At 62.4% G+C, this 17,633-nt stretch carries 18 protein-coding genes; 11 read left to right on the top strand and 7 right to left on the bottom strand.

Translation table 11 applies throughout. The features are described 5' to 3' along the window. Positions 1-36 precede the first annotated feature (36 nt). The 3 genes from rpoN (at position 37) to ptsN (ending at position 2,961) form a co-directional block, all read left to right on the top strand. Positions 37-1,602 carry an RNA polymerase factor sigma-54 gene (gene rpoN, locus AC1DOG_RS08820; protein WP_477927404.1) on the top strand — a complete coding sequence of 522 codons (1,566 nt, stop codon included), beginning with the start codon at positions 37-39 and terminating at the stop codon, positions 1,600-1,602. A 256-nt stretch (positions 1,603-1,858) separates the two neighbouring features. After that, positions 1,859-2,434 (top strand): ribosome hibernation-promoting factor, HPF/YfiA family, encoded by a 576-nt coding sequence (gene hpf / locus AC1DOG_RS08815; RefSeq protein ID WP_026282950.1) that lies wholly within the window; start codon positions 1,859-1,861, stop codon positions 2,432-2,434. Positions 2,435-2,496: 62 nt separating this feature from the next. Beyond that, positions 2,497-2,961, top strand: a complete 465-nt coding sequence (gene ptsN / locus AC1DOG_RS08810) for a PTS IIA-like nitrogen regulatory protein PtsN (protein ID WP_018898220.1) — start codon at positions 2,497-2,499, stop codon at positions 2,959-2,961. A 74-nt stretch (positions 2,962-3,035) separates the two neighbouring features. On the opposite strand, the gene AC1DOG_RS08805 is transcribed toward ptsN, so the two are convergent. From AC1DOG_RS08805 to AC1DOG_RS08795, 3 genes are all read right to left on the bottom strand, one after another. After that, positions 3,036-5,396, bottom strand: coding sequence for a methyl-accepting chemotaxis protein (locus tag AC1DOG_RS08805; RefSeq protein WP_477927403.1), 2,361 nt, complete (start codon positions 5,394-5,396; stop codon positions 3,036-3,038). A gap of 225 nt (positions 5,397-5,621) precedes the next feature. Then, entirely contained in the window at positions 5,622-6,521 is a 900-nt protein-coding gene (locus AC1DOG_RS08800; RefSeq protein ID WP_477927402.1) for a ribokinase, read from the bottom strand. Between the two features lie 49 nt (positions 6,522-6,570). Continuing rightward, complete coding sequence (locus AC1DOG_RS08795) at positions 6,571-7,794, bottom strand: DNA recombination protein RmuC (protein WP_018898223.1); 1,224 nt, start codon at positions 7,792-7,794, stop codon at positions 6,571-6,573. A 195-nt stretch (positions 7,795-7,989) separates the two neighbouring features. Between AC1DOG_RS08795 and AC1DOG_RS08790 the strand changes: the two genes are divergently transcribed. From AC1DOG_RS08790 to arsC, 7 genes are all read left to right on the top strand, one after another. Beyond that, entirely contained in the window at positions 7,990-9,489 is a 1,500-nt protein-coding gene (locus tag AC1DOG_RS08790) for a methyl-accepting chemotaxis protein (protein WP_477927401.1), read from the top strand. 96 nt (positions 9,490-9,585) lie between these two features. Continuing rightward, the gene (gene def, locus AC1DOG_RS08785) at positions 9,586-10,104 is read left to right on the top strand and encodes a peptide deformylase (protein WP_477927400.1); all 519 of its coding nucleotides are present in this window, start codon (positions 9,586-9,588) and stop codon (positions 10,102-10,104) included. 65 nt (positions 10,105-10,169) lie between these two features. Further along, positions 10,170-10,430, top strand: coding sequence for a FitA-like ribbon-helix-helix domain-containing protein (locus tag AC1DOG_RS08780; protein WP_112981934.1), 261 nt, complete (start codon positions 10,170-10,172; stop codon positions 10,428-10,430). Next, complete coding sequence (locus AC1DOG_RS08775) at positions 10,427-10,846, top strand: PIN domain-containing protein (RefSeq protein ID WP_477927399.1); 420 nt, start codon at positions 10,427-10,429, stop codon at positions 10,844-10,846. The genes AC1DOG_RS08780 and AC1DOG_RS08775 overlap by 4 nt, the downstream gene beginning before the upstream one ends. Positions 10,847-10,886: 40 nt before the next feature. Further along, complete coding sequence (gene fmt, locus AC1DOG_RS08770) at positions 10,887-11,822, top strand: methionyl-tRNA formyltransferase (RefSeq protein WP_477927398.1); 936 nt, start codon at positions 10,887-10,889, stop codon at positions 11,820-11,822. After that, a complete protein-coding gene (gene truA / locus AC1DOG_RS08765; RefSeq protein ID WP_477927397.1) occupies positions 11,822-12,628 on the top strand; it encodes a tRNA pseudouridine(38-40) synthase TruA in 807 nt (268 codons plus the stop codon). Before fmt ends, truA begins: the two co-directional genes overlap by 1 nt. Further along, positions 12,606-13,007 carry an arsenate reductase (glutaredoxin) gene (gene arsC / locus AC1DOG_RS08760; protein WP_477927396.1) on the top strand — a complete coding sequence of 134 codons (402 nt, stop codon included), beginning with the start codon at positions 12,606-12,608 and terminating at the stop codon, positions 13,005-13,007. Before truA ends, arsC begins: the two co-directional genes overlap by 23 nt. Here the strand turns inward: arsC and AC1DOG_RS08755 are convergent. From AC1DOG_RS08755 to dapD, 3 genes are all read right to left on the bottom strand, one after another. Beyond that, a complete protein-coding gene (locus AC1DOG_RS08755) occupies positions 13,004-13,600 on the bottom strand; it encodes a hypothetical protein (RefSeq protein ID WP_477927395.1) in 597 nt (198 codons plus the stop codon). The two genes, arsC and AC1DOG_RS08755, sit on opposite strands and share 4 nt — an antisense overlap. Then, a complete protein-coding gene (gene dapE, locus AC1DOG_RS08750) occupies positions 13,587-14,780 on the bottom strand; it encodes a succinyl-diaminopimelate desuccinylase (protein ID WP_477927394.1) in 1,194 nt (397 codons plus the stop codon). The genes AC1DOG_RS08755 and dapE overlap by 14 nt, the downstream gene beginning before the upstream one ends. Positions 14,781-14,937: 157 nt before the next feature. After that, the gene (dapD, locus tag AC1DOG_RS08745) at positions 14,938-15,798 is read right to left on the bottom strand and encodes a 2,3,4,5-tetrahydropyridine-2,6-dicarboxylate N-succinyltransferase (protein ID WP_477927393.1); all 861 of its coding nucleotides are present in this window, start codon (positions 15,796-15,798) and stop codon (positions 14,938-14,940) included. Between the two features lie 189 nt (positions 15,799-15,987). On the opposite strand from dapD, the gene AC1DOG_RS08740 reads away from it, so the two are divergent. Beyond that, the gene (locus AC1DOG_RS08740) at positions 15,988-16,854 is read left to right on the top strand and encodes an LOG family protein (RefSeq protein ID WP_018898236.1); all 867 of its coding nucleotides are present in this window, start codon (positions 15,988-15,990) and stop codon (positions 16,852-16,854) included. Between the two features lie 83 nt (positions 16,855-16,937). Here AC1DOG_RS08740 and AC1DOG_RS08735 read toward each other — a convergent pair whose 3' ends face one another. Then, positions 16,938-17,579 carry a calcium-binding protein gene (locus AC1DOG_RS08735; RefSeq protein WP_477927392.1) on the bottom strand — a complete coding sequence of 214 codons (642 nt, stop codon included), beginning with the start codon at positions 17,577-17,579 and terminating at the stop codon, positions 16,938-16,940. Positions 17,580-17,633 lie beyond the last annotated feature (54 nt).

Raw genomic sequence — 17,633 nt, 5'->3', positions numbered from 1 at the left:
TTCCCGGAGGAACCGAGCGGGAGTTTTGCGTCCATCATGGCACTTTCGGCCAATTTATACCTGCGCCAAAGCCAATCGCTGGTGATGACACCACAGCTGATGCAGTCCATCCAGCTGCTTCAGATGACGCACTTCGAGCTCAATCAGTTTATCGCCCAGGAAGTCGAAAAGAACCCGCTGCTTGAGTTTCCGTCAAATGACGCCGAAACAGGCAGCGATCGCGCCGGCGATGACGACGATGGCCATTCCCGCCAGGCCGAAGAACAGAGCTTCGACGAAGATTACGACAGCCGCTCCGAAGTGATGTCCGGCGATTGGTCCGACCGTGCAGATGGCGCCGGCGCCACCAGGATGAGCGACGAACTCGACGCCAACTACGCCAACGTCTTCCCCGACGATGGCGTGCCGCAGCGCGCCGACGCTCCCGAATTGATCAGCCAGTGGAAGTCGATGCCGGGTGGCGGCGAGGGCGGTGCCGATGGCTATGATCTCGACGATTTTGTCGCCGGCCAGGTCTCGCTGCGCGATCATCTCGCCCAGCAGATGCCTTTCGTCCTGCCCGATATGGCCGACCAGCTGATCGGCCAATATCTCGCCGACCAGCTCGACGAGGCAGGCTATCTCCACGCCGATCTCGCGGAAGCGGCCGAACGGCTGGGTGCTGGTGCTGCGGATGTGGAGCGGGTGCTGGCGGCACTGCAGACGCTCGATCCGCCCGGCGTCTTCGCCCGAAACCTGTCGGAATGCCTGGCGATCCAGCTGCGCCAGAAGGATCGCCTCGATCCGGCCATGCAGGCCTTCGTCGGCAATCTCGAATTGCTGGCCCGTCGCGACTTCGCGACGCTGAAGCGGCTCTGCGGTGTCGACGAAGAGGATCTGCTCGACATGCTGAGCGAGATCCGCCAGTTGAACCCCAAGCCGGGCAGCGGCTTCGAGACGGCGGTGTCGGAGGCGATCATGCCCGACGTCGTGGTTCGTCCCAGCGCCGATGGCGGCTGGCTGGTGGAGCTCAATCCGGATACGCTGCCGCGCGTGCTCGTGAACCAGGCCTATTTCGCCAAGGTCAACAAGACCGGCGATGATCACGCTTTCCTGTCGGAGTGCCTGCAGACGGCCAACTGGCTGACCCGCAGCCTCGATCAGCGCGCCAAGACGATCATGAAGGTGGCGACCGAAATCGTCCGCCAGCAGGATGCCTTCCTGCTCCATGGCGTCGACCATCTGCGCCCGCTCAATCTGAAGACCGTGGCGGACGCGATCAAGATGCATGAATCCACCGTCAGCCGCGTAACGTCCAACAAGTACATGCTGACGCCACGCGGCCTCTTCGAGCTCAAATACTTCTTCACGGTGTCGATCAGCGCGGTCGAAGGCGGCGATAGTCACTCGGCTGAAGCCGTCCGTCACAAGATCCGCGCACTTATCGCGCAGGAAAGCCCCGACGCCGTACTCTCAGATGATGATATCGTTGACATCCTAAAGGGGAGTGGGGTGGAGCTTGCCCGCAGAACGGTCGCGAAGTATCGTGAAGCCATGAATATCGCTTCTTCCGTCCAGCGCCGGCGGGAAAAGCGGGCGCTCGCGAAGGTCGCGGGCTTCTGAGGAGTTCGGTCTGTTGCGGCCGACGCGTCCCGCCCCCGCGAGAAAACAGGGCGTGTGTTGACTTTTTGGTAACTTCTGGCTAGAAGCCGCGCCAAATTGACGCTGTGAAGGGTGTCAGAGGTTATCCCCATCAATCCTAAGGGCGCCCACAGCCGAGAACTTCGGCCGATCTTGCTTGAGATTGCGCGAAGTGCTTGGATGAGAGTCAGGCTTGGCGTAAACTGGTACTCGCAAACCACATAAGAAGGGAAACTCCATGAGTGTGCGTGTATCCGGTAAACATATGGAAATTGGTGACTCGTTCCGTCAGCGGATAGAGGACCAAATTGCCGTGGCCGTCACGAAATACTTCGACGGAGGGTATTCTGGTCAAGTGATCGTACAAAAGGCCAACGCCCGTTTCGCCGCCGATTGCAAGGTTCATCTCGACAGTGGCGTGATTTTGCACGCGGCCGGCGAGGCAATGGATCCGCAGTTGGCATTCGACGCCGCTTCCGAGCGTATCGAGAAGCGACTTCGCCGTTACAAGCGCAAGCTCAAGGATCACCATGCCGGAAATCATCTGAATGGTTTTGCAGAAGTCGCCTACACCGTCATGGATGGCATGCCGGATCATGACGACGAGATCGCCGATGATTTCGCACCAGCGATCGTTGCCGAAAGCACCAAGCAGATGAAGACCATGTCCGTCGCGACCGCCGTGATGGCGCTCGACATGACGGACGAACCCTTGCTGCTCTTCCGCAGCCCGGGTAACGAACAGTTGAACATCGTTTACCGTCGGCACGACGGCAACATTGGCTGGATAGACGCAGCCAACATCAAAAGCTGAGAAAACGGAGCGGAGCGGCAGGCATCTGCCGCTCCCCCGGCTTGGCACAAAAGGAAAAAGAAATGGCTTTGGCAGATTTGCTGCAGCAGAATGCGATCATTCCCGCTCTCAGGGTCAACTCCAAGAAACAGCTCCTGCAGGAATTGTCGGCCAAGGCGTCGAAAGTTACCGGGCTGTCCGAGCGCGAGATTTTTGACGTTGTCCTGCAGCGCGAGCGGCTTGGTTCCACCGGCGTCGGCAATGGCATCGCCATTCCGCACGGCAAGCTGGCAAGCGTCAATTCCATCGTCGGCATCTTCGCGCGTCTCGACCAGCCGGTCGATTTCGAAGCGCTGGACGATCAGCCGGTCGATCTCGTCTTCCTGCTACTGGCGCCCGAGGGCGCCGGCGCCGATCACCTGAAGGCGCTCTCGCGCATCGCCCGCGTGCTGCGCGACCACGATCTCGTCGCCAAGCTGCGCGCCACCGATAGCGCCTCGGCGATCTATGCCTTCCTCAATGAAGAGCAGACCTCCAACGCGGCTTGATCCTATTCAATTCAAATGAAAAGAGGCGCCGGATTGCTCCGGCGCCTCTTTTTGTTTTGGCTCAGTCGATCGGCTCAGAATTCTTCCCAGCTGTCCTGCGCGACGGCCGCCGATCCATGCGACTGCGCAACAGCGCGGCGCGGGGCAGGGGCGGCTGCCTGGCGATAGCTCGGCTGCGACGACGGACGGTAGCTCGGTGCCGCCGGTGCCCGCATCTGCTGTGCGGTGGAGCGCAGCGATGCGCCATGGTTGGCGTTGCTGACGCGGAAGCGGGCGACGAGATGCTGCAGCGTCTGTGCCTCTTCGTTCAGCGTGACGCTGGCCGCTGTGGTCTCCTCGACCATGGCGGCGTTCTGCTGCGTCACCTGGTCCATCTGGTTCATGGCCTGGCTGACTTCCTTGAGGCCGATCGCCTGCTCGCTGGCCGATGCCGAGATTTCCCGGATCAGACCATTGATGCGCATGACCTGCTCGGAGATGTTGTGCAGCGTATCGCCGGCGCGGCCGACGAGATCGACGCCTTCCTTGACCTGGACGGCCGAGGTGTTGATGAGCGTCTTGATCTCCTTGGCGGCGTTCGCCGAACGCTGGGCCAGTTCGCGAACTTCTTGGGCAACCACCGCAAAGCCCTTGCCGGCTTCACCGGCACGCGCGGCCTCGACGCCGGCGTTGAGCGCCAAGAGGTTGGTCTGGAACGCGATCTCGTCGATGACGCCGATGATGCGCGACACCTCGGTGGAGGACTGCTCGATCCCGTGCATCGAGGCGATCGCCTTGCGCACGACATCGCCGGAGCGTTCCGCATCCTCGCAGGCGTGGTTGACGTTGTCGGCGGCCGTGCGGGCATTGTCGGCGCTGGAATTGACCTGCGCGGTCAGCTCGTTCAGGGCCGCAGCTGTTTCTTCCAGGCTTGCCGCCTGCTGTTCCGTGCGCTTGGCCAGATCAGACGCGCTGCCGCTGATCTCGCTAGTGCCGGAGCCGATGTTGACGACGCTGAGGTTCATCGTCGTAATGGTCTCTTCAAGGGCGGCCAGCGCCGCGTTGAAGTCCTGCTTCAGCTTGCCGTATTCGCCCGGGAATTCATCGGTAATGCGGTGGCTGAGATTGCCCTGCGACAGCTCGGACAGACCGGCGCCGACGATGGATACGATGTGGCGCTGCAGCGAAACCGACTGCTGGCGTTCGCTTTCCGAACGGCCGCGCTCGTCTTCCGCTTCCTGGCGCTGGCTCTTGGCTTCGGCTTCGAGACGGCGGCTGTCGGCGAGCGCATGGCGGAAGCCTTCGAGCGCCTTGGCGACCGAACCCGTTTCGTCCGAGCGATCCTGGCCAACGACCGGCTGCTCGTAGCGACCTTCGCTCAGCATCTTGACGCTGGCGACGAGGCCACCAAGCGGCTTCTGCACGAAGGCGCGGACGGCGAAGTAGAGTGCCAGCATGACGGCCGCCAGAACGACGATGCCGGCCACGATCATCATGAAGGTCTGGTCCTGCACCGGCGCGTTGATCGCGCTGTGCGGCACGTCGACGAGGATGACCCAGTTGGTGTTCACGTCGGGGAGCGCGAAGGGATAGACCACGCGGTCGAACTGCTCGCCGCCATCGATCGAGAGGTTCTTGACGACGGCAGGCGCAAGCGTCGAGAGGCCGGTCTTGACCGCATCGACACCTTCACCCTCGTAGGGCTTCATCGCCAGATCCTTGGACGGCGCGACGATCCAGTTACCGCCCTGCGAGAGCAGGGTCACGCGGCCGGTGCCGAAGGGATGCAGGCCGCCGAGCTTGTCGGCGAGCGACTTCAGCGAAATATCGACGCCGCTGACGCCGATCATCTTGCCGCCGGACATGACCGGGTAGCCGATGGAAGTCATCGCGGTGTTTTCGCCGGTGGTGCTTTCAGCGTAGGGCGAGGAGATCGCGCCCTTCTTGCTGGCGGCGGCAAGGCTGTACCATTCGGCCTTGTAGTCGGATGCGAACACCGAGAAGGTGAAGCCGCCGTCCTTCTTCTTGGTCCAATAGGCGTTGAACGCGCCATTCTTGTCCGAGCCGAGATCCGTGCGGCCGGCAAGCGACGGCGACTGGCCGTCGAATGCATTCGGCTCTTCGCCGAACCAGCTGCCGAAGGCGAACTGGTTGCGCTCGACATTGGCCTTCAGCATATCGACGATCGCCTTGCGATCGAGATACTTGCCTTCGTGGCCGCGGCCGATGACGCCGGCCATGGAGCGCGCCGCGCCCGCGAGTTCGCCGACCGAGGACGCGACTTCGTTGGCGATGGCCTTCGCCTCTAGATTGGCTTGATCCATGGTCAGCGTTTCCACGCGATCACGGGTTTCGCCGATGAGGAAGAAATTGGAGATCAGGAGAACCAGTGCGATCGCGCTGCCGGTAATCACAATGAGTTTGGCCGCAAGCGATTTCATGCGAAAGATGAACATGCATTCCTCGGGGGGATCAAGGATGGGCCAGGCGAAGCATCCGCCGGCACAAGAAGCGAGGGCAGCCACATCATGGAGCCGCCGTGGCGAGTGCCGCGTCCCCTTGGAGAGGGAGCCGGCGATCACGCGGAAGATCGCCGGAAACCTATTAAATTTAAGTGAAATGCGATGATAATTTGACTCATCGCAAACAAACGCATCGCCGATGTCGTCGGCGGATAACGCCTATAGTTTGTTTGCGACGTCGTCGCGCGAGGGAATGGACGGCTGGGCGCCTGCCTTAAGGCATGCGAGCGAGCCGGCAACGGCCGCGCGACGCAGCGCCGGCTCGAAATCGATCCCTTCGTCGAGGCTGGCGGCGAAGTAGCCGCAGAAGGTATCCCCCGCGCCGACCGTATCCACCGGCTCAATCTTCAACCCCTTCGCCCGCGATATCACGCCGTCGCGGATCGCGACCACACCATCGCCGCCAAGCGTGACGATCAGCGTCTGCCCCGTCTCCGAGTTGAGGCGCTTCAGTGCTGCTTCTCGGTCTTCCGCGCTCATGTTTTCCTGCCCGGCCAGAAGCTCGAATTCGGTTTCGTTGGCGATGACGATATCCGCGAGGCGCCCGAGACGCGCGGCATCGTCGATCAGCGGCGCGAGATTGAGAATGGTGGTCACGCCCTTGGCGCGCGCGGCGGAAAGAGCCTGCTCGACTGATGGAACCGGGATTTCCAGCTGTAGCATCAGCGTGTCGCCCTTGCTCATCGCGCCGACAGCCTGATCCGCATCCTGCGCGGTGACCGTGCCGTTGGCGCCCGGCACGACGGCGATCATGTTCTCGCCGTCTCCGCCCACGAGGATGATCGCGGTTCCGGTCGGCTCGTTCGCGCGCTTGACGGACTGGAGATCCGTGCCGGCGTCCTTGAGGAGCGCGAGCGCTTCGTCCGAAAAACCATCATGGCCAACGGCGCCCGCCATGGTCACGCTGCGCCCGGCGCGCCGCGCGGCCAGCGCCTGGTTGGCGCCCTTGCCGCCGGCGGCCGTTGAAAAGCCGTTACCGGCCACCGTCTCGCCGGGCTTCGGAAGCCGTTGCGTCGTGGCGATGAGGTCCATGTTGATGGAGCCGAAAACGGTGATCATGCGAGGTGTCCTTCCCAGTGTTTTGTCGGGCGCGACACTGCCGAAGGCCTCACTCGTCGTCAACCACCCTTAGCTTGAGAAGGCCCGTTCTGCTCTCCACGGATTTTGATGCGGGCGCACTTTCATCCGGGACGCGGCCTGCATCAGCACCCTCGAATTCCAGCGCCTCGATCTTGGCGCCGCGCTTCGTCAGCTTGTCGGCCGAAGTGACGATCATGTCGACATCCTTCTGCGCCATGGCGAAATGCCCCTGCAGCTTGCGCACGCGGTCGTCGAGGCGACCGAGATCATCCATCAGATTGGCGACCTCACCCTGGATGACATGCGCCTGCGCCTGCATCCGCTGATCCTTCAGAACCGCCTGGATGACCTGGATCGACAGCATCAGCAGCGACGGCGAAACGATGACCACGCGAGCCCGATGCGCCTTCTGCACGATCGCCTCGAAGTTCTCGTGAATTTCCGCGAAGATCGATTCCGACGGCACGAACAGGAACGCAGTATCCTGCGTCTCCCCCTGGATCAGATACTTCTCCGCGATATCGCGGATATGGGTCTCCATGTCGCGCCGAAACTGCTGCGATGCGGCCTTGGCAAGCTCCGGCCCGCCCGCGTCGCGAATGGCGTTCCATGCCTCCAGCGGAAACTTGGCGTCGATGACGAGCGGCGGCGCGCCGTTCGGCATGCGGATCGTGCAATCCGGGCGTGAGCCGTTGCTCAGCGTCTGCTGAAAGGCATAGGCGCCGATCGGCAGGCCATCGGCAACGATCGTTTCCATCCGCGATTGGCCAAAGGCGCCGCGCGTCTGCTTGTTGGACAGGATCGCCTGCAGCCCGACGACGTCCTTGGCGAGCGTCTGGATATTGTTCTGCGCCGCATCGATCACCGCCAGCCGCTCCTGCAGCTTTCTCAGATTCTCATGCGTGGACTTGGTCTGCTCCGTGATAGTCGAGTTGACCCGCTGCGACATGCCATCCAGCCGCTGGCTGATCGCCTGGTTGAGTTCCGACTGGCGCGAGCCGAACACCTCCGCCATCGCCGCCATCCGGCCCTGCATTTCCGATTGAATCCGCAACAGCTCCATCATCCGCGCATCCGCCTCGGCGGCACGCTCGAGCGCCTCTTCCGCCTGCTCGCGCCGCGCCTGGCCACCACGAACGAGCAAGGCAAGCATCAAGACGATCACGATAGCCAGTGCCGCGCCGGCAAGGGCGAGCGACATGGGGCTAAGGCCTGAAAGGGTGGCGGAAAACGAGTCGGTGCTGGTTGTCATTTCAGCACCATAGCAAAGTCGCGCAGCTTTTCCAGATCAAAACGTGAACATTGTAAATGGCCTGCCGGCGATACCCAAGCTTCACATTCGAGCGCTAGCTAAGAAATAACCGCATAATTTAACGCTTGCGAAACTATATTCGGCAAAAGCTGCGCGAAAATTGCCCTTCGTCAAATGAAAAAGCAGAAATATATTATGAGCAGCCAGCAGCCTGAAAACGGTCTCAAGCAACGCCTCGATTTCATCGAACTGGACGACAACGCGCGGCAATCGCTGCGCCAGATGCGCCCGGCGATTTCGGAGCTGTTGAGCGGCGCGCTCGAACGATTTTACGGAAAGCTGGCGCGCACACCCTCGGTCGCGAGCTTCTTCTCCGACAAGTCGCATATGAACAGTGCCAAGACCCGGCAGGAAGCCCATTGGGCCAATCTCGCCGGCGGCAACTTCGACGAGGCCTACGTCAAGGGCGTCGTTGCGGTCGGCAAGACCCATGCGCGCATTGGCCTTGAGCCGCGCTGGTACATCGGCGGCTACGCGCTTCTGATGAGCGATCTGATCAAGGGGCTGATGGCGAAGGAATGGCCGTCGCGCTTCGGCCGCGGCCAGGGCAAGTTGCTCGGCGAAAAGCTCACCGCCGTCGTAAAGGCTGCGATGCTGGACATGGATTATTCGATCTCGGTCTATCTGGAAGCGCTGGAAGAAAAGCGGCTGAAGCTTGAAGAGGAACGCCACAAGGCGGAAGCCGATCAGGCAATGGCGCTCAGCCATCTCCGTCGCGGTCTCGAAGCGCTGTCGCGCGGCGACCTCGAAGCCACCTTGCCTGCTGACCTGCCGGGCAACTTCAAGGATATGGGCGACGACTACAACCGCGCTGTCGCGGCCCTTCGCGCCTCCTTCGCATCCGTTCGCGCCACGTCAGGTGAAATCCTGCGCGGCACCGATGTGATCGCCAAGGGTTCCGACGATCTGGCGCTGCGCACTGCCCAGCAGGCTGCCGGCGTCGAGGAAAGCTCGGCTGCCCTGCAGCAGCTCTCCGTCAGCGTCGGCCAGACGGCATCCAACGCCGAAAAAGCGTCGGCAGCCGTGCGCGAAACGCAGCAGAAGGCGAAGAACTCCGGCGAACTGGTCACCAGTGCCGTCTCCGCCATGGCCGGTATCGAAAAGTCGTCGAGCGAGATCACCAAGATCATCGGCGTCATCGACGATATCGCTTTCCAGACCAACCTTCTCGCGCTGAACGCAGGCGTTGAAGCGGCCCGCGCCGGTGAAGCCGGCAAGGGTTTTGCCGTCGTCGCCCAGGAAGTCCGCCAGCTGGCACAGCGCTCGGCCGATGCCGCCAAGGAGATCAAGAAGCTGATCTCCGAGAGCTCCGCGCAGGTTAACCAGGGCGTCGATATCGTCAGCAGCACCGGCGAATCTTTGAGCGACATGATCAACCGCATTGACAACATCAGCAGCTTCGTTGCCGATATCGCCGCCGCCGCGCGCGATCAGGCGACCGGCGTCAACGAAGTCAGCGTCGCCATCCGCAACATGGACACCATCACCCAGCAGAACTCCGGCATGGTCGAGCGCACCTCGTCGGAAACCCGGCGCCTGCGCAACGAGGTAGAAGGCCTGGTCGGCCTGCTCGAGCGCTTCCGCACCGACAGCGCCAGCCACTCCGGCTATCAGGCCTCGCGCCGCGCCGCCTGAGGCAAAAGCGTCGAAATTGCGAAGGCGGCGTAAAAAAGCGCCGCCTCCGGCCATCGGATAATTCCATCCCGCAAAAAGATGGGTTATGGGAACGCCATGACCATCAAGCCACTCATCATTCTTCCCGATCCGCTGCTCCGTCAGGTTTCCAAGCCGATCGAGCGCGTCGACAGCGATCTGCAGCGTCTCGCCGACGACATGCTGGAGACCATGTACGATGCCCCGGGCATCGGGCTGGCCGCCATCCAGATCGGCGTTGCCCGCCGCATGCTCGTCATCGACGTTGCGCGCGAGGGAGAGGAAAAGCAGCCGCTCGTCTTCATCAATCCCGAGATCGTCTCGTCCTCCGACGAGCGCTCGGTCTATGAAGAGGGCTGCCTCTCCATCCCGGATTACTATGCCGAGGTCGAGCGCCCGGCCACCGTCGGCGTCAAATATCTCGACCGCGACGGCAAGGAGCAGACGATGAAAGCAGACAGCCTGCTCGCCACCTGCCTGCAGCACGAGATCGACCACCTGAACGGCGTGCTCTTCATCGACCACATCTCCCGCCTGAAGCGCGAGATGGTCATCAAGAAGTTCACCAAGGCCGCCAAGACCACGAAGGCGCTCTGAGCCTCGCGTTGATAATCCGGCACCGAAGCGCTATGATATCAGTGATATCGTAGTGGAGGTGCCAAATGGGTGATCTTCTGATCCGTGGCCTTGATGACGACTTGAAGGCGCATCTGCAGGAACGTGCGATCCGCAACGGTCGCAGTCTTTCGCAGGAAGCGATCGAAATGATGCGGGGCCAGATCCTCAGGGAGCAATCGCTCGTTCCCGCCGGAAATCGGTTGCGTGGGTTGTTGGGAGATGAACGGCTGACTGCGGATGAGGTCGAGGCCTTTTCCGAGCTCCGTCATGATACAGATCGCGATCCGCCGCGCTTCGAACCATGATCGTTCTCGACACCAACGTGATCTCCGAGATCCAGGGCCGGCTGAACAGCGAACGTATCCTGACTTGGCTCAACGGGTTCGAGATCGAGTCCCTCTTTCTGACGACCATTTCCATTGGCGAGATGTATTATGGCCTGCATCTGCTCGACAAAGGCCGTCGCAAGGCCTCGCTGCTTGCGGATTTCGGTCGGATCGAGGCTGATTTTGCCGGCCGTGTTCTTGGCTTCTCCATCGAGGCGGCACGCCGCTACGGTGCACTGGCCGCCGCTCGCCGAAATATTGGCCGTTCCATGGAGACCAAGGACGCCATGATCGCCGCGATCTGCCTCATCCACGGCGCCACACTTGCGACGCGCAACACAAAAGACTTCGAAGGGCTTGATCTCAAGCTCGTAAACCCGTTTGAAGGCGGCTGATCTTCAAGATTGGCCTCGAGCCAGGAATTGGCGGCATAGAATGTCTCTTCGCATCATCTTCATGGGTACGCCCGAATTCTCCGTCCCGACGCTGCGCGCGTTGGTCGACGCCGGTCACACGATCCTGGCGGTCTACACGCAGCCGCCGCGCCCCGGCGGGCGTCGGGGGCTGGATCTGCAGAAGTCATCGGTCCATCAGGCAGCCGAGATTTTGGGCCTGCCTGTGTTCACGCCCGTCAATTTCAAGGATCCGGAAGAGCGCGAGAGATTCGCTGCCCACAAGGCCGATGTCGCCGTCGTCGTCGCCTATGGGCTGCTGCTGCCTGAGGCGATCCTCAACGGCACGCGATATGGCTGCTACAACGGCCACGCCTCGCTGCTGCCACGCTGGCGCGGTGCAGCCCCCATCCAGCGCGCGATCATGGCCGGAGACGAGAAGACCGGCATGATGGTGATGAAGATGGACAAGGGCCTCGACACCGGCGCCGTGGCCATCACCAGCGAAGTCGCGATCGGCGAAAACATGACCGCCGGCGAGCTGCACGACCGGCTGATGCTCACGGGCGCCAAGGCGATGGCCGAGGCCATGGTCAAGCTTGAGATGAGCGACCTGCCGCTGACGCCGCAGCCCGAGGACGGCGTGCTCTACGCATCGAAGATCGACAAGGCCGAGACGCGGATCGATTTCTCGCGCAATGCCGCCGACGTCCACAACCACATTCGCGGTCTTGCCCCGTTCCCTGGCGCGTGGTTCGAGCTCGAAATTTCAGGCAAGCCGGAGCGCGTCAAGGTGCTGGGCTCCGAGCGCGCCGAGGGATCGGGTGTTGCCGGAGAATTGCTGAGCGACGATCTCGTCGTTGCCTGCGGCACCGGCGCCGTGAGACTGACCAAGCTGCAAAAGGCCGGCGGCAAGCCGTTGGCGTCCGCCGAATTCCTGCGCGGCACGCCGCTTGCCAAGGGCACGAGGCTCGCCTGATGTTCCGCTACCGCATGATCGTCGAATATGACGGCTCGCAATATGTCGGCTGGCAGCGGCAGGACAATGGCCCGTCGGTGCAGGGCGCCATCGAGAAAGCCATCCTGTCGGCGAGCGGCGAGGTCGTCTCCATCCGAGGCGCCGGCCGCACCGATTCCGGCGTGCATGCCATGGGCCAGGTCGTCCATGCCGATCTCTCCAGGGAGTGGTCGCCATTCAAGCTGCAGAACGCGCTGAATGCGCATCTGAGGCTATCAGGCGAACGCGTCGCGATCCTCGATGTCGAGAGTGCCAGCGAATTCTTCGACGCACGCTTCTCGGCGCTACGCCGGCATTATCTTTACCGCATCATCAGCCGCCGCGCGCCTCTGGCACTGGAAGCCGGCAAGGCCTGGTTCGTGGCAAAGACGCTCGATCATGAGGTCATGCACGCCGCCGCCCAGACGCTGGTCGGCAAGCACGATTTCACGACATTCCGCTCCGCCCATTGCCAGGCGAACAGCCCGATCCGCACGCTCGATCGTCTGGATGTGACGCGATCAGGCGAGCTCATTGAAATCCGTGCCACCGCGCAGAGCTTCCTGCACAACCAAATCCGCTCCTTCGCGGGCACGCTGAAGCTTGCGGGTGAGGGGCGCTGGACGCCCGATGATGTGCGCGCCGCGCTGGAGGCGAGAGATCGCAAGGCCTGCGGTCCCGTCGCCCCGCCCGACGGTCTTTATTTCATGCAGGTCGATTATCCCGACGTGATCGTCGACCGCCGAAAGGAAACGGAAACAGCCGATGCCGACGACGATCTATCATAATCCCGCCTGCGGCACCTCGCGCAACACTCTCGCCATGATCCGCCAGTCGGGCGAGGAACCCGTCGTCATCGAATATCTGAAGACCCCGCCGAGCCGCGAGACGCTGGTCGCGCTGATCACCGAAATGGGCATCCCCGTCCGCGCGCTGCTTCGAGAGAAGGGCACACCCTACCACGACCTCGGCCTTGCCGACCCTGATCTCAGCGACGAGCACCTCCTCGACGCCATGCTCGCCCACCCGATCCTCATAAACCGCCCCATCGTCCAGACCACCAAAGGCACCCGTCTCTGCCGCCCGTCGGAAGCCGTTCTGGAGATATTGGAGAAACCGATCGCCGTCTTCACCAAGGAAGACGGCGAGGTCGTCAGCAGTCGCTAAACCGGATAAATCCCCAGAAACCGCTGCATGAATTCCGACAGCATCAGCGCCGGCACGAAGAGAACCAGCGTCATCGCGCCGATCAAAAGGCCGTTGCCGTTGAAGATCATCCGGAGAATGCGGGCGATGGCGAAGACTTGGGCCAGCATGAAGGCAAGCAGCAGTAGCGATACGAGGCCGATCGTGCCGGGCAGGAAGAACACCAGCGCCAGCAGCAAGCCGTTGATATAGGAGAGCGGCACGCCCAGCCAGTTGACGCTGACGACGACGGCGGAGAAGCGCTCGCCCTTCTTCATAGCAAGCAGCAGCAGCCCCGCCAGCACCAGCGGCACGAACCAGTTCGCCGCCTCGACCAGGCCTAAGCGAACATAGAAGACCAGGCCGACATCGGTGTGCGGCGGCATCGTGCGCAGGAAGGATTCGCGCCACCAGAGCCAGGAAATCCCCATCGGCGGCAGGCACCAGACGAAGGCCCAGAAGGAGCGGTTGACGCCGCGGTCCGACATGTCGAGAAACCGGAAGCCGGCCGGATCCATTCGGATCAGCAACCAGAGCCCGGCCAGATAATACTGGACTTCCCTAAACCCCGGCATTCTCGAACCAGCGCGCGATGAAGGTTTCATAGACGACCGTCAGCCGCTCGAGGTCTTCAACCGCGACGCGTTCGTCGACCATGTGCATGGTCTGCCCGACAAGGCCGAACTCGACGACGGGGCAGTAATCCTTGATGAAGCGCGCATCCGAGGTGCCGCCCGTGGTCGACAGCGCCGGCGATTGGCCGGTCACGCTTTCGATGGCCGAGGACAGCGAGGCGATCAGCGCGTTGTTGCGGGTGAGGAAGACGTGGCTCGGGCGCTCGGCCCAGACGATATCGTATTTGAACGGCGCCCGGCCGGGCCTGAGCACGCCGTCGCTGGCGGCGGCGTCGAGGCGGCGGATGATCTCCTGCTGCAGCGTCTCGGCCGTCCATGTGTCGTTGAAGCGGATGTTGAAGCTCGCCGCCGCCTTGGCCGGCACGACATTGGTCGCAGGGTTGCCGACGTCGACGGTCGTCACTTCGAGATTGGAAGGCTGGAAGTTCTCGGTGCCGGCATCGAAAGGCGGGTGCATCAGCGCCTGCGTCAGCTGCAGGATCCCGCGCACGGCGTTGTCGGCCAGATGCGGATAAGCGGCATGGCCCTGCACGCCATGGGCGGTGATCTTGCCCGACAGCGAGCCGCGGCGGCCGATCTTGATCATCTCGCCCAGCGTGTTCGGGTTGGTCGGCTCGCCTACGAGGCAGGCGTCCCAGCGCTCGCCACGCTCGGCCGCCCATTGCAGAAGCTTGATCGTGCCGTTGACGGCGGGGCCTTCCTCGTCGCCGGTGATCAGGAACGAGACGGATCCCTTAGGTAACCCATGCTTTTCGATATGGCGGGCGATGGCAGCCACGAAGCAGGCGACGCCACCCTTCATGTCGACAGCGCCGCGACCGAAAAGCTCGCCGCCCGCGATCTCGGCCGCAAAGGGCGGATGCGTCCATGCGTCTTCGTCGCCGACAGGCACGACATCGGTATGGCCGGCAAACATCAGGTGCGGGCCGTCATTGCCGAGACGGGCGTAGAGGTTCTCGATATCCGGCGTGCCCGGCTCCGTCGCCTTGACCTTGTCCACCTTGAAGCCGAGCGGCGACAGCATCGCCTCCAGCGCCGAAAGCGCGCCACCTTCGGCGGGCGTAACGGATGGGCAGCGGATCAGGGTCTGGAGATTGGCGACGGGATCGGTAGCGGTCATGACAGTGGAACTATCCGGCGGTAATGGCAAAGAAAAGGCAAGGGAGAGTTGCATCAGGCGAAATGCGCCGTTCGCTTACGGCAGCCTGATATCGGGCAGGAGAATGGTCCGTGCCGCGCATGAGTTCTGTCATGCGCGGCGCCGGATAGAAGCTGAATTAGTCGCGCAGCAGTTCGTTGATACCGGTCTTCGAGCGGGTCTTCTCATCGACCGTCTTCACGATCACTGCGCAGTAGAGATGCGGCGCGGCAAGGCCGTTCGGCATGGTGGCATTGCCCGATGGCATGGAGCCGGCGACCACCACCGAGTAGGGCGGTACTTCGCCGTAGAAGACTTCGCCCGTGGCGCGGTTGACGATCTTGGTCGACTTGCCGATGTAGACGCCCATGCCGAGAACCGAGCCCTCGCGGATGATGCAGCCTTCGACGACTTCCGAGCGGGCGCCGATGAAGCAATTGTCCTCGATGATGGTCGGGCCGGCCTGCATCGGCTCGAGCACGCCGCCGATGCCGACGCCGCCCGAGAGATGCACATGCTTGCCGATCTGCGCGCAGGAGCCGACGGTTGCCCAGGTATCGACCATCGTGCCCTCGTCGACGAAGGCGCCGAGGTTGACGAAGGACGGCATCAGCACGACGTTCTTGCCGATATGGGCCGAGCGGCGCACGACGCAGTTCGGCACGGCGCGGAAGCCGGCGGCCCGGTACTCGTTTTCACCCCAGTTCTCGAATTTGGACGGCACCTTGTCCCACCACGTCGAGTTGCCCGAGCCGCCCTTGACGACTTCCATGTCGTTCAGGCGGAAGGAGAGGAGAACGGCCTTCTTCAGCCACTGGTTCACCTTCCACGTGCCATCGGCGCCGCGTTCGGCAACGCGCACCTTGCCGCCGTCGAGAAGCTCGAGCGCGGTTTCGACCGCGTCGCGTACTTCGCCCTTGGTCGAGGTGTTGACGCTGTCGCGGTTGTCGAAGGCGGCTTCGAGTGTCTTTTCGAGGGCGGAGAGGTCGGTGGCGCTCATGAGAATTCCTTAAACTTCGATCTTTATCGTTGGAGGCGGAGGCCTCCGGGAATTGTGATTGGCGGGATGCGATCTGCTCTATCGCATGCAAGGCTAAAATGGAATGATTTTTCGGGACCGCTTGGCTCCCGATCACTGCTACAAAACGACATACCGGCTGCACTGCCGGCAGGACTGAAAGGCATTGGAATGGCAAAGGCGAAAAACGGCAGACTGCGGCGCAAGGACGGCGTCTGGGATCCGTTGAAATCAAGCGAGACCGACAAGCAGCGCGCCGAAGCCGTGCCGAAAACGCCGCAGACCCTGTCGCCGGCCTATCGCCTCGCCTATGCCGACGAGGACTTCCTGTGCCGCGAGGAGCTGAGGCCGATCCGCCTGCAGCTGGAGCTGATGAAGCCGGAAATGCTGCTCACCGAGCGCGGCATCAAATCGACAGTTGTGATGTTCGGCGGCGCCCGCATTCCCGCACCCGGCCAGAGCGCCTGGGCGGCCCGCAACGACACGCAGCGCGCCAATCTGGAGGCGGCATCCGTCTATTACGACGAGGCGCGCAAGTTCGCCCGCCTGTGCTCGAAATACGCGGCCGGCTTCGATTTCCACGAATATGTCGTCGTCACCGGCGGTGGGCCGGGCGTGATGGAAGCAGGCAACCGGGGTGCTGCCGACGAGGGCGCGCCGTCGATCGGCCTCAACATCGTGCTGCCGCACGAGCAAGCGCCGAATGTCTATGTCACGCCGGAGCTCAGCTTCAATTTCCACTACTTCGCCATCCGCAAGATGCATTTCATGGTGCGCGCCAAGGCGATCGCCGTCTTCCCCGGCGGCTTCGGCACGATGGACGAGTTTTTCGAATGCCTGACGCTGATCCAGACCGGCCGCATGGAAAAGATGCCGCTCATCCTCTTCGGCGAAAAATTCTGGAAGAGCATCATCAATTTCGAAGCGCTCGCCGAATTCGGCACGATCGCGCCCGATGACGTCGATCTGATCAGCTTCGTCGACACCGCCGACGCCGCCTGGAAGATCATCCAGGAATTCTACGAACACCCGGAATAGGGGCTCCCCTAAGACACGAAAAACCCGCCGCGATGGTCGCGGCGGGCTCGGTTGTCGGTGTTTCTCGCCTTACAGGCCCGTTTTTACAGGAATGGACGCTGCGGCATGTCGGCGATCGAGATGACGCCGTCCTTGTTGGTGTCCATCCGCGTGAAGAATTTCTCGAAGGCGGCTTCGGCTTCCTGCTTGGAAATCTGGCCGTTCTCGTCGGTGTCGATCCGCTGCATCAACAGGAGTTCGCGGACCATGCCGGGGCCGCGCATGCCGTGTCGGCCTGGGCCACGACCGGCTTCGTCCTGCGGCGGTGCGGGCTGGCCTGCGTCGGCATCAGCCGGCGGCGGGGCGGGAGGGGCTTCGTCATCGGCCGCCATGTCTTCGGCGGGCGCCTTCATCTTGGCCATCTGCGCTTCGTGATACTTGCGGATTTCGCCCGGTGTCAGCGAGCCGTCATTGTTGGTGTCGATCGCCGCGAAGATCGCCTCCATGCCCTTCTGGGCTTCGTCCTTGGAGATCTGGCCGTCCTTGTTCGTGTCGAACTGCTGCAGCATGCGCACGAATACGACTTCCCGCATCACGGGCCCGCGCATACCGCCGCCCATCATCGCGTGGTGTGGCCTTGGCGGATGCTTGTGCTTGTCGCCGGGCGCGGCAAAACTGCTGCCGGCTGCGGCACCGACAATCAAGACGGAGGAAAGTGCGGCCAGTATCAGCTTGTTCCGAGACATTTGGGTTCCTTTCAGTGTGCAATCTCATTGGGGATCACAGACAAAAAGGTAGGG

The sequence above is a fragment of the Rhizobium sp. 01N48 genome, assembly GCF_056399145.1.
Note: the sequence above shows the minus strand (reverse complement) of the source record. Positions and strands in the feature narration are given on the sequence as shown.

What these genes read in the sequence shown, in the direction of transcription:
- dapE (WP_477927394.1), bottom strand. Translation starts at nt 14,780, where the DNA reads ATGACCGCTACCGATCCCGTCGCCAATCTCCAGACCCTGATCCGCTGC.
- AC1DOG_RS08775 (WP_477927399.1), top strand. Translation starts at nt 10,427, where the DNA reads ATGATCGTTCTCGACACCAACGTGATCTCCGAGATCCAGGGCCGGCTG.
- fmt (WP_477927398.1), top strand. Translation starts at nt 10,887, where the DNA reads ATGTCTCTTCGCATCATCTTCATGGGTACGCCCGAATTCTCCGTCCCG.
- AC1DOG_RS08780 (WP_112981934.1), top strand. Translation starts at nt 10,170, where the DNA reads ATGGGTGATCTTCTGATCCGTGGCCTTGATGACGACTTGAAGGCGCAT.
- ptsN (WP_018898220.1), top strand. Translation starts at nt 2,497, where the DNA reads ATGGCTTTGGCAGATTTGCTGCAGCAGAATGCGATCATTCCCGCTCTC.
- arsC (WP_477927396.1), top strand. Translation starts at nt 12,606, where the DNA reads ATGCCGACGACGATCTATCATAATCCCGCCTGCGGCACCTCGCGCAAC.
- AC1DOG_RS08805 (WP_477927403.1), bottom strand. Translation starts at nt 5,396, where the DNA reads ATGTTCATCTTTCGCATGAAATCGCTTGCGGCCAAACTCATTGTGATT.
- truA (WP_477927397.1), top strand. Translation starts at nt 11,822, where the DNA reads ATGTTCCGCTACCGCATGATCGTCGAATATGACGGCTCGCAATATGTC.
- AC1DOG_RS08790 (WP_477927401.1), top strand. Translation starts at nt 7,990, where the DNA reads ATGAGCAGCCAGCAGCCTGAAAACGGTCTCAAGCAACGCCTCGATTTC.
- AC1DOG_RS08735 (WP_477927392.1), bottom strand. Translation starts at nt 17,579, where the DNA reads ATGTCTCGGAACAAGCTGATACTGGCCGCACTTTCCTCCGTCTTGATT.
- hpf (WP_026282950.1), top strand. Translation starts at nt 1,859, where the DNA reads ATGAGTGTGCGTGTATCCGGTAAACATATGGAAATTGGTGACTCGTTC.
- AC1DOG_RS08755 (WP_477927395.1), bottom strand. Translation starts at nt 13,600, where the DNA reads ATGCCGGGGTTTAGGGAAGTCCAGTATTATCTGGCCGGGCTCTGGTTG.
- def (WP_477927400.1), top strand. Translation starts at nt 9,586, where the DNA reads ATGACCATCAAGCCACTCATCATTCTTCCCGATCCGCTGCTCCGTCAG.
- dapD (WP_477927393.1), bottom strand. Translation starts at nt 15,798, where the DNA reads ATGAGCGCCACCGACCTCTCCGCCCTCGAAAAGACACTCGAAGCCGCC.
- AC1DOG_RS08795 (WP_018898223.1), bottom strand. Translation starts at nt 7,794, where the DNA reads ATGACAACCAGCACCGACTCGTTTTCCGCCACCCTTTCAGGCCTTAGC.
- AC1DOG_RS08740 (WP_018898236.1), top strand. Translation starts at nt 15,988, where the DNA reads ATGGCAAAGGCGAAAAACGGCAGACTGCGGCGCAAGGACGGCGTCTGG.
- AC1DOG_RS08800 (WP_477927402.1), bottom strand. Translation starts at nt 6,521, where the DNA reads ATGATCACCGTTTTCGGCTCCATCAACATGGACCTCATCGCCACGACG.
- rpoN (WP_477927404.1), top strand. Translation starts at nt 37, where the DNA reads ATGGCACTTTCGGCCAATTTATACCTGCGCCAAAGCCAATCGCTGGTG.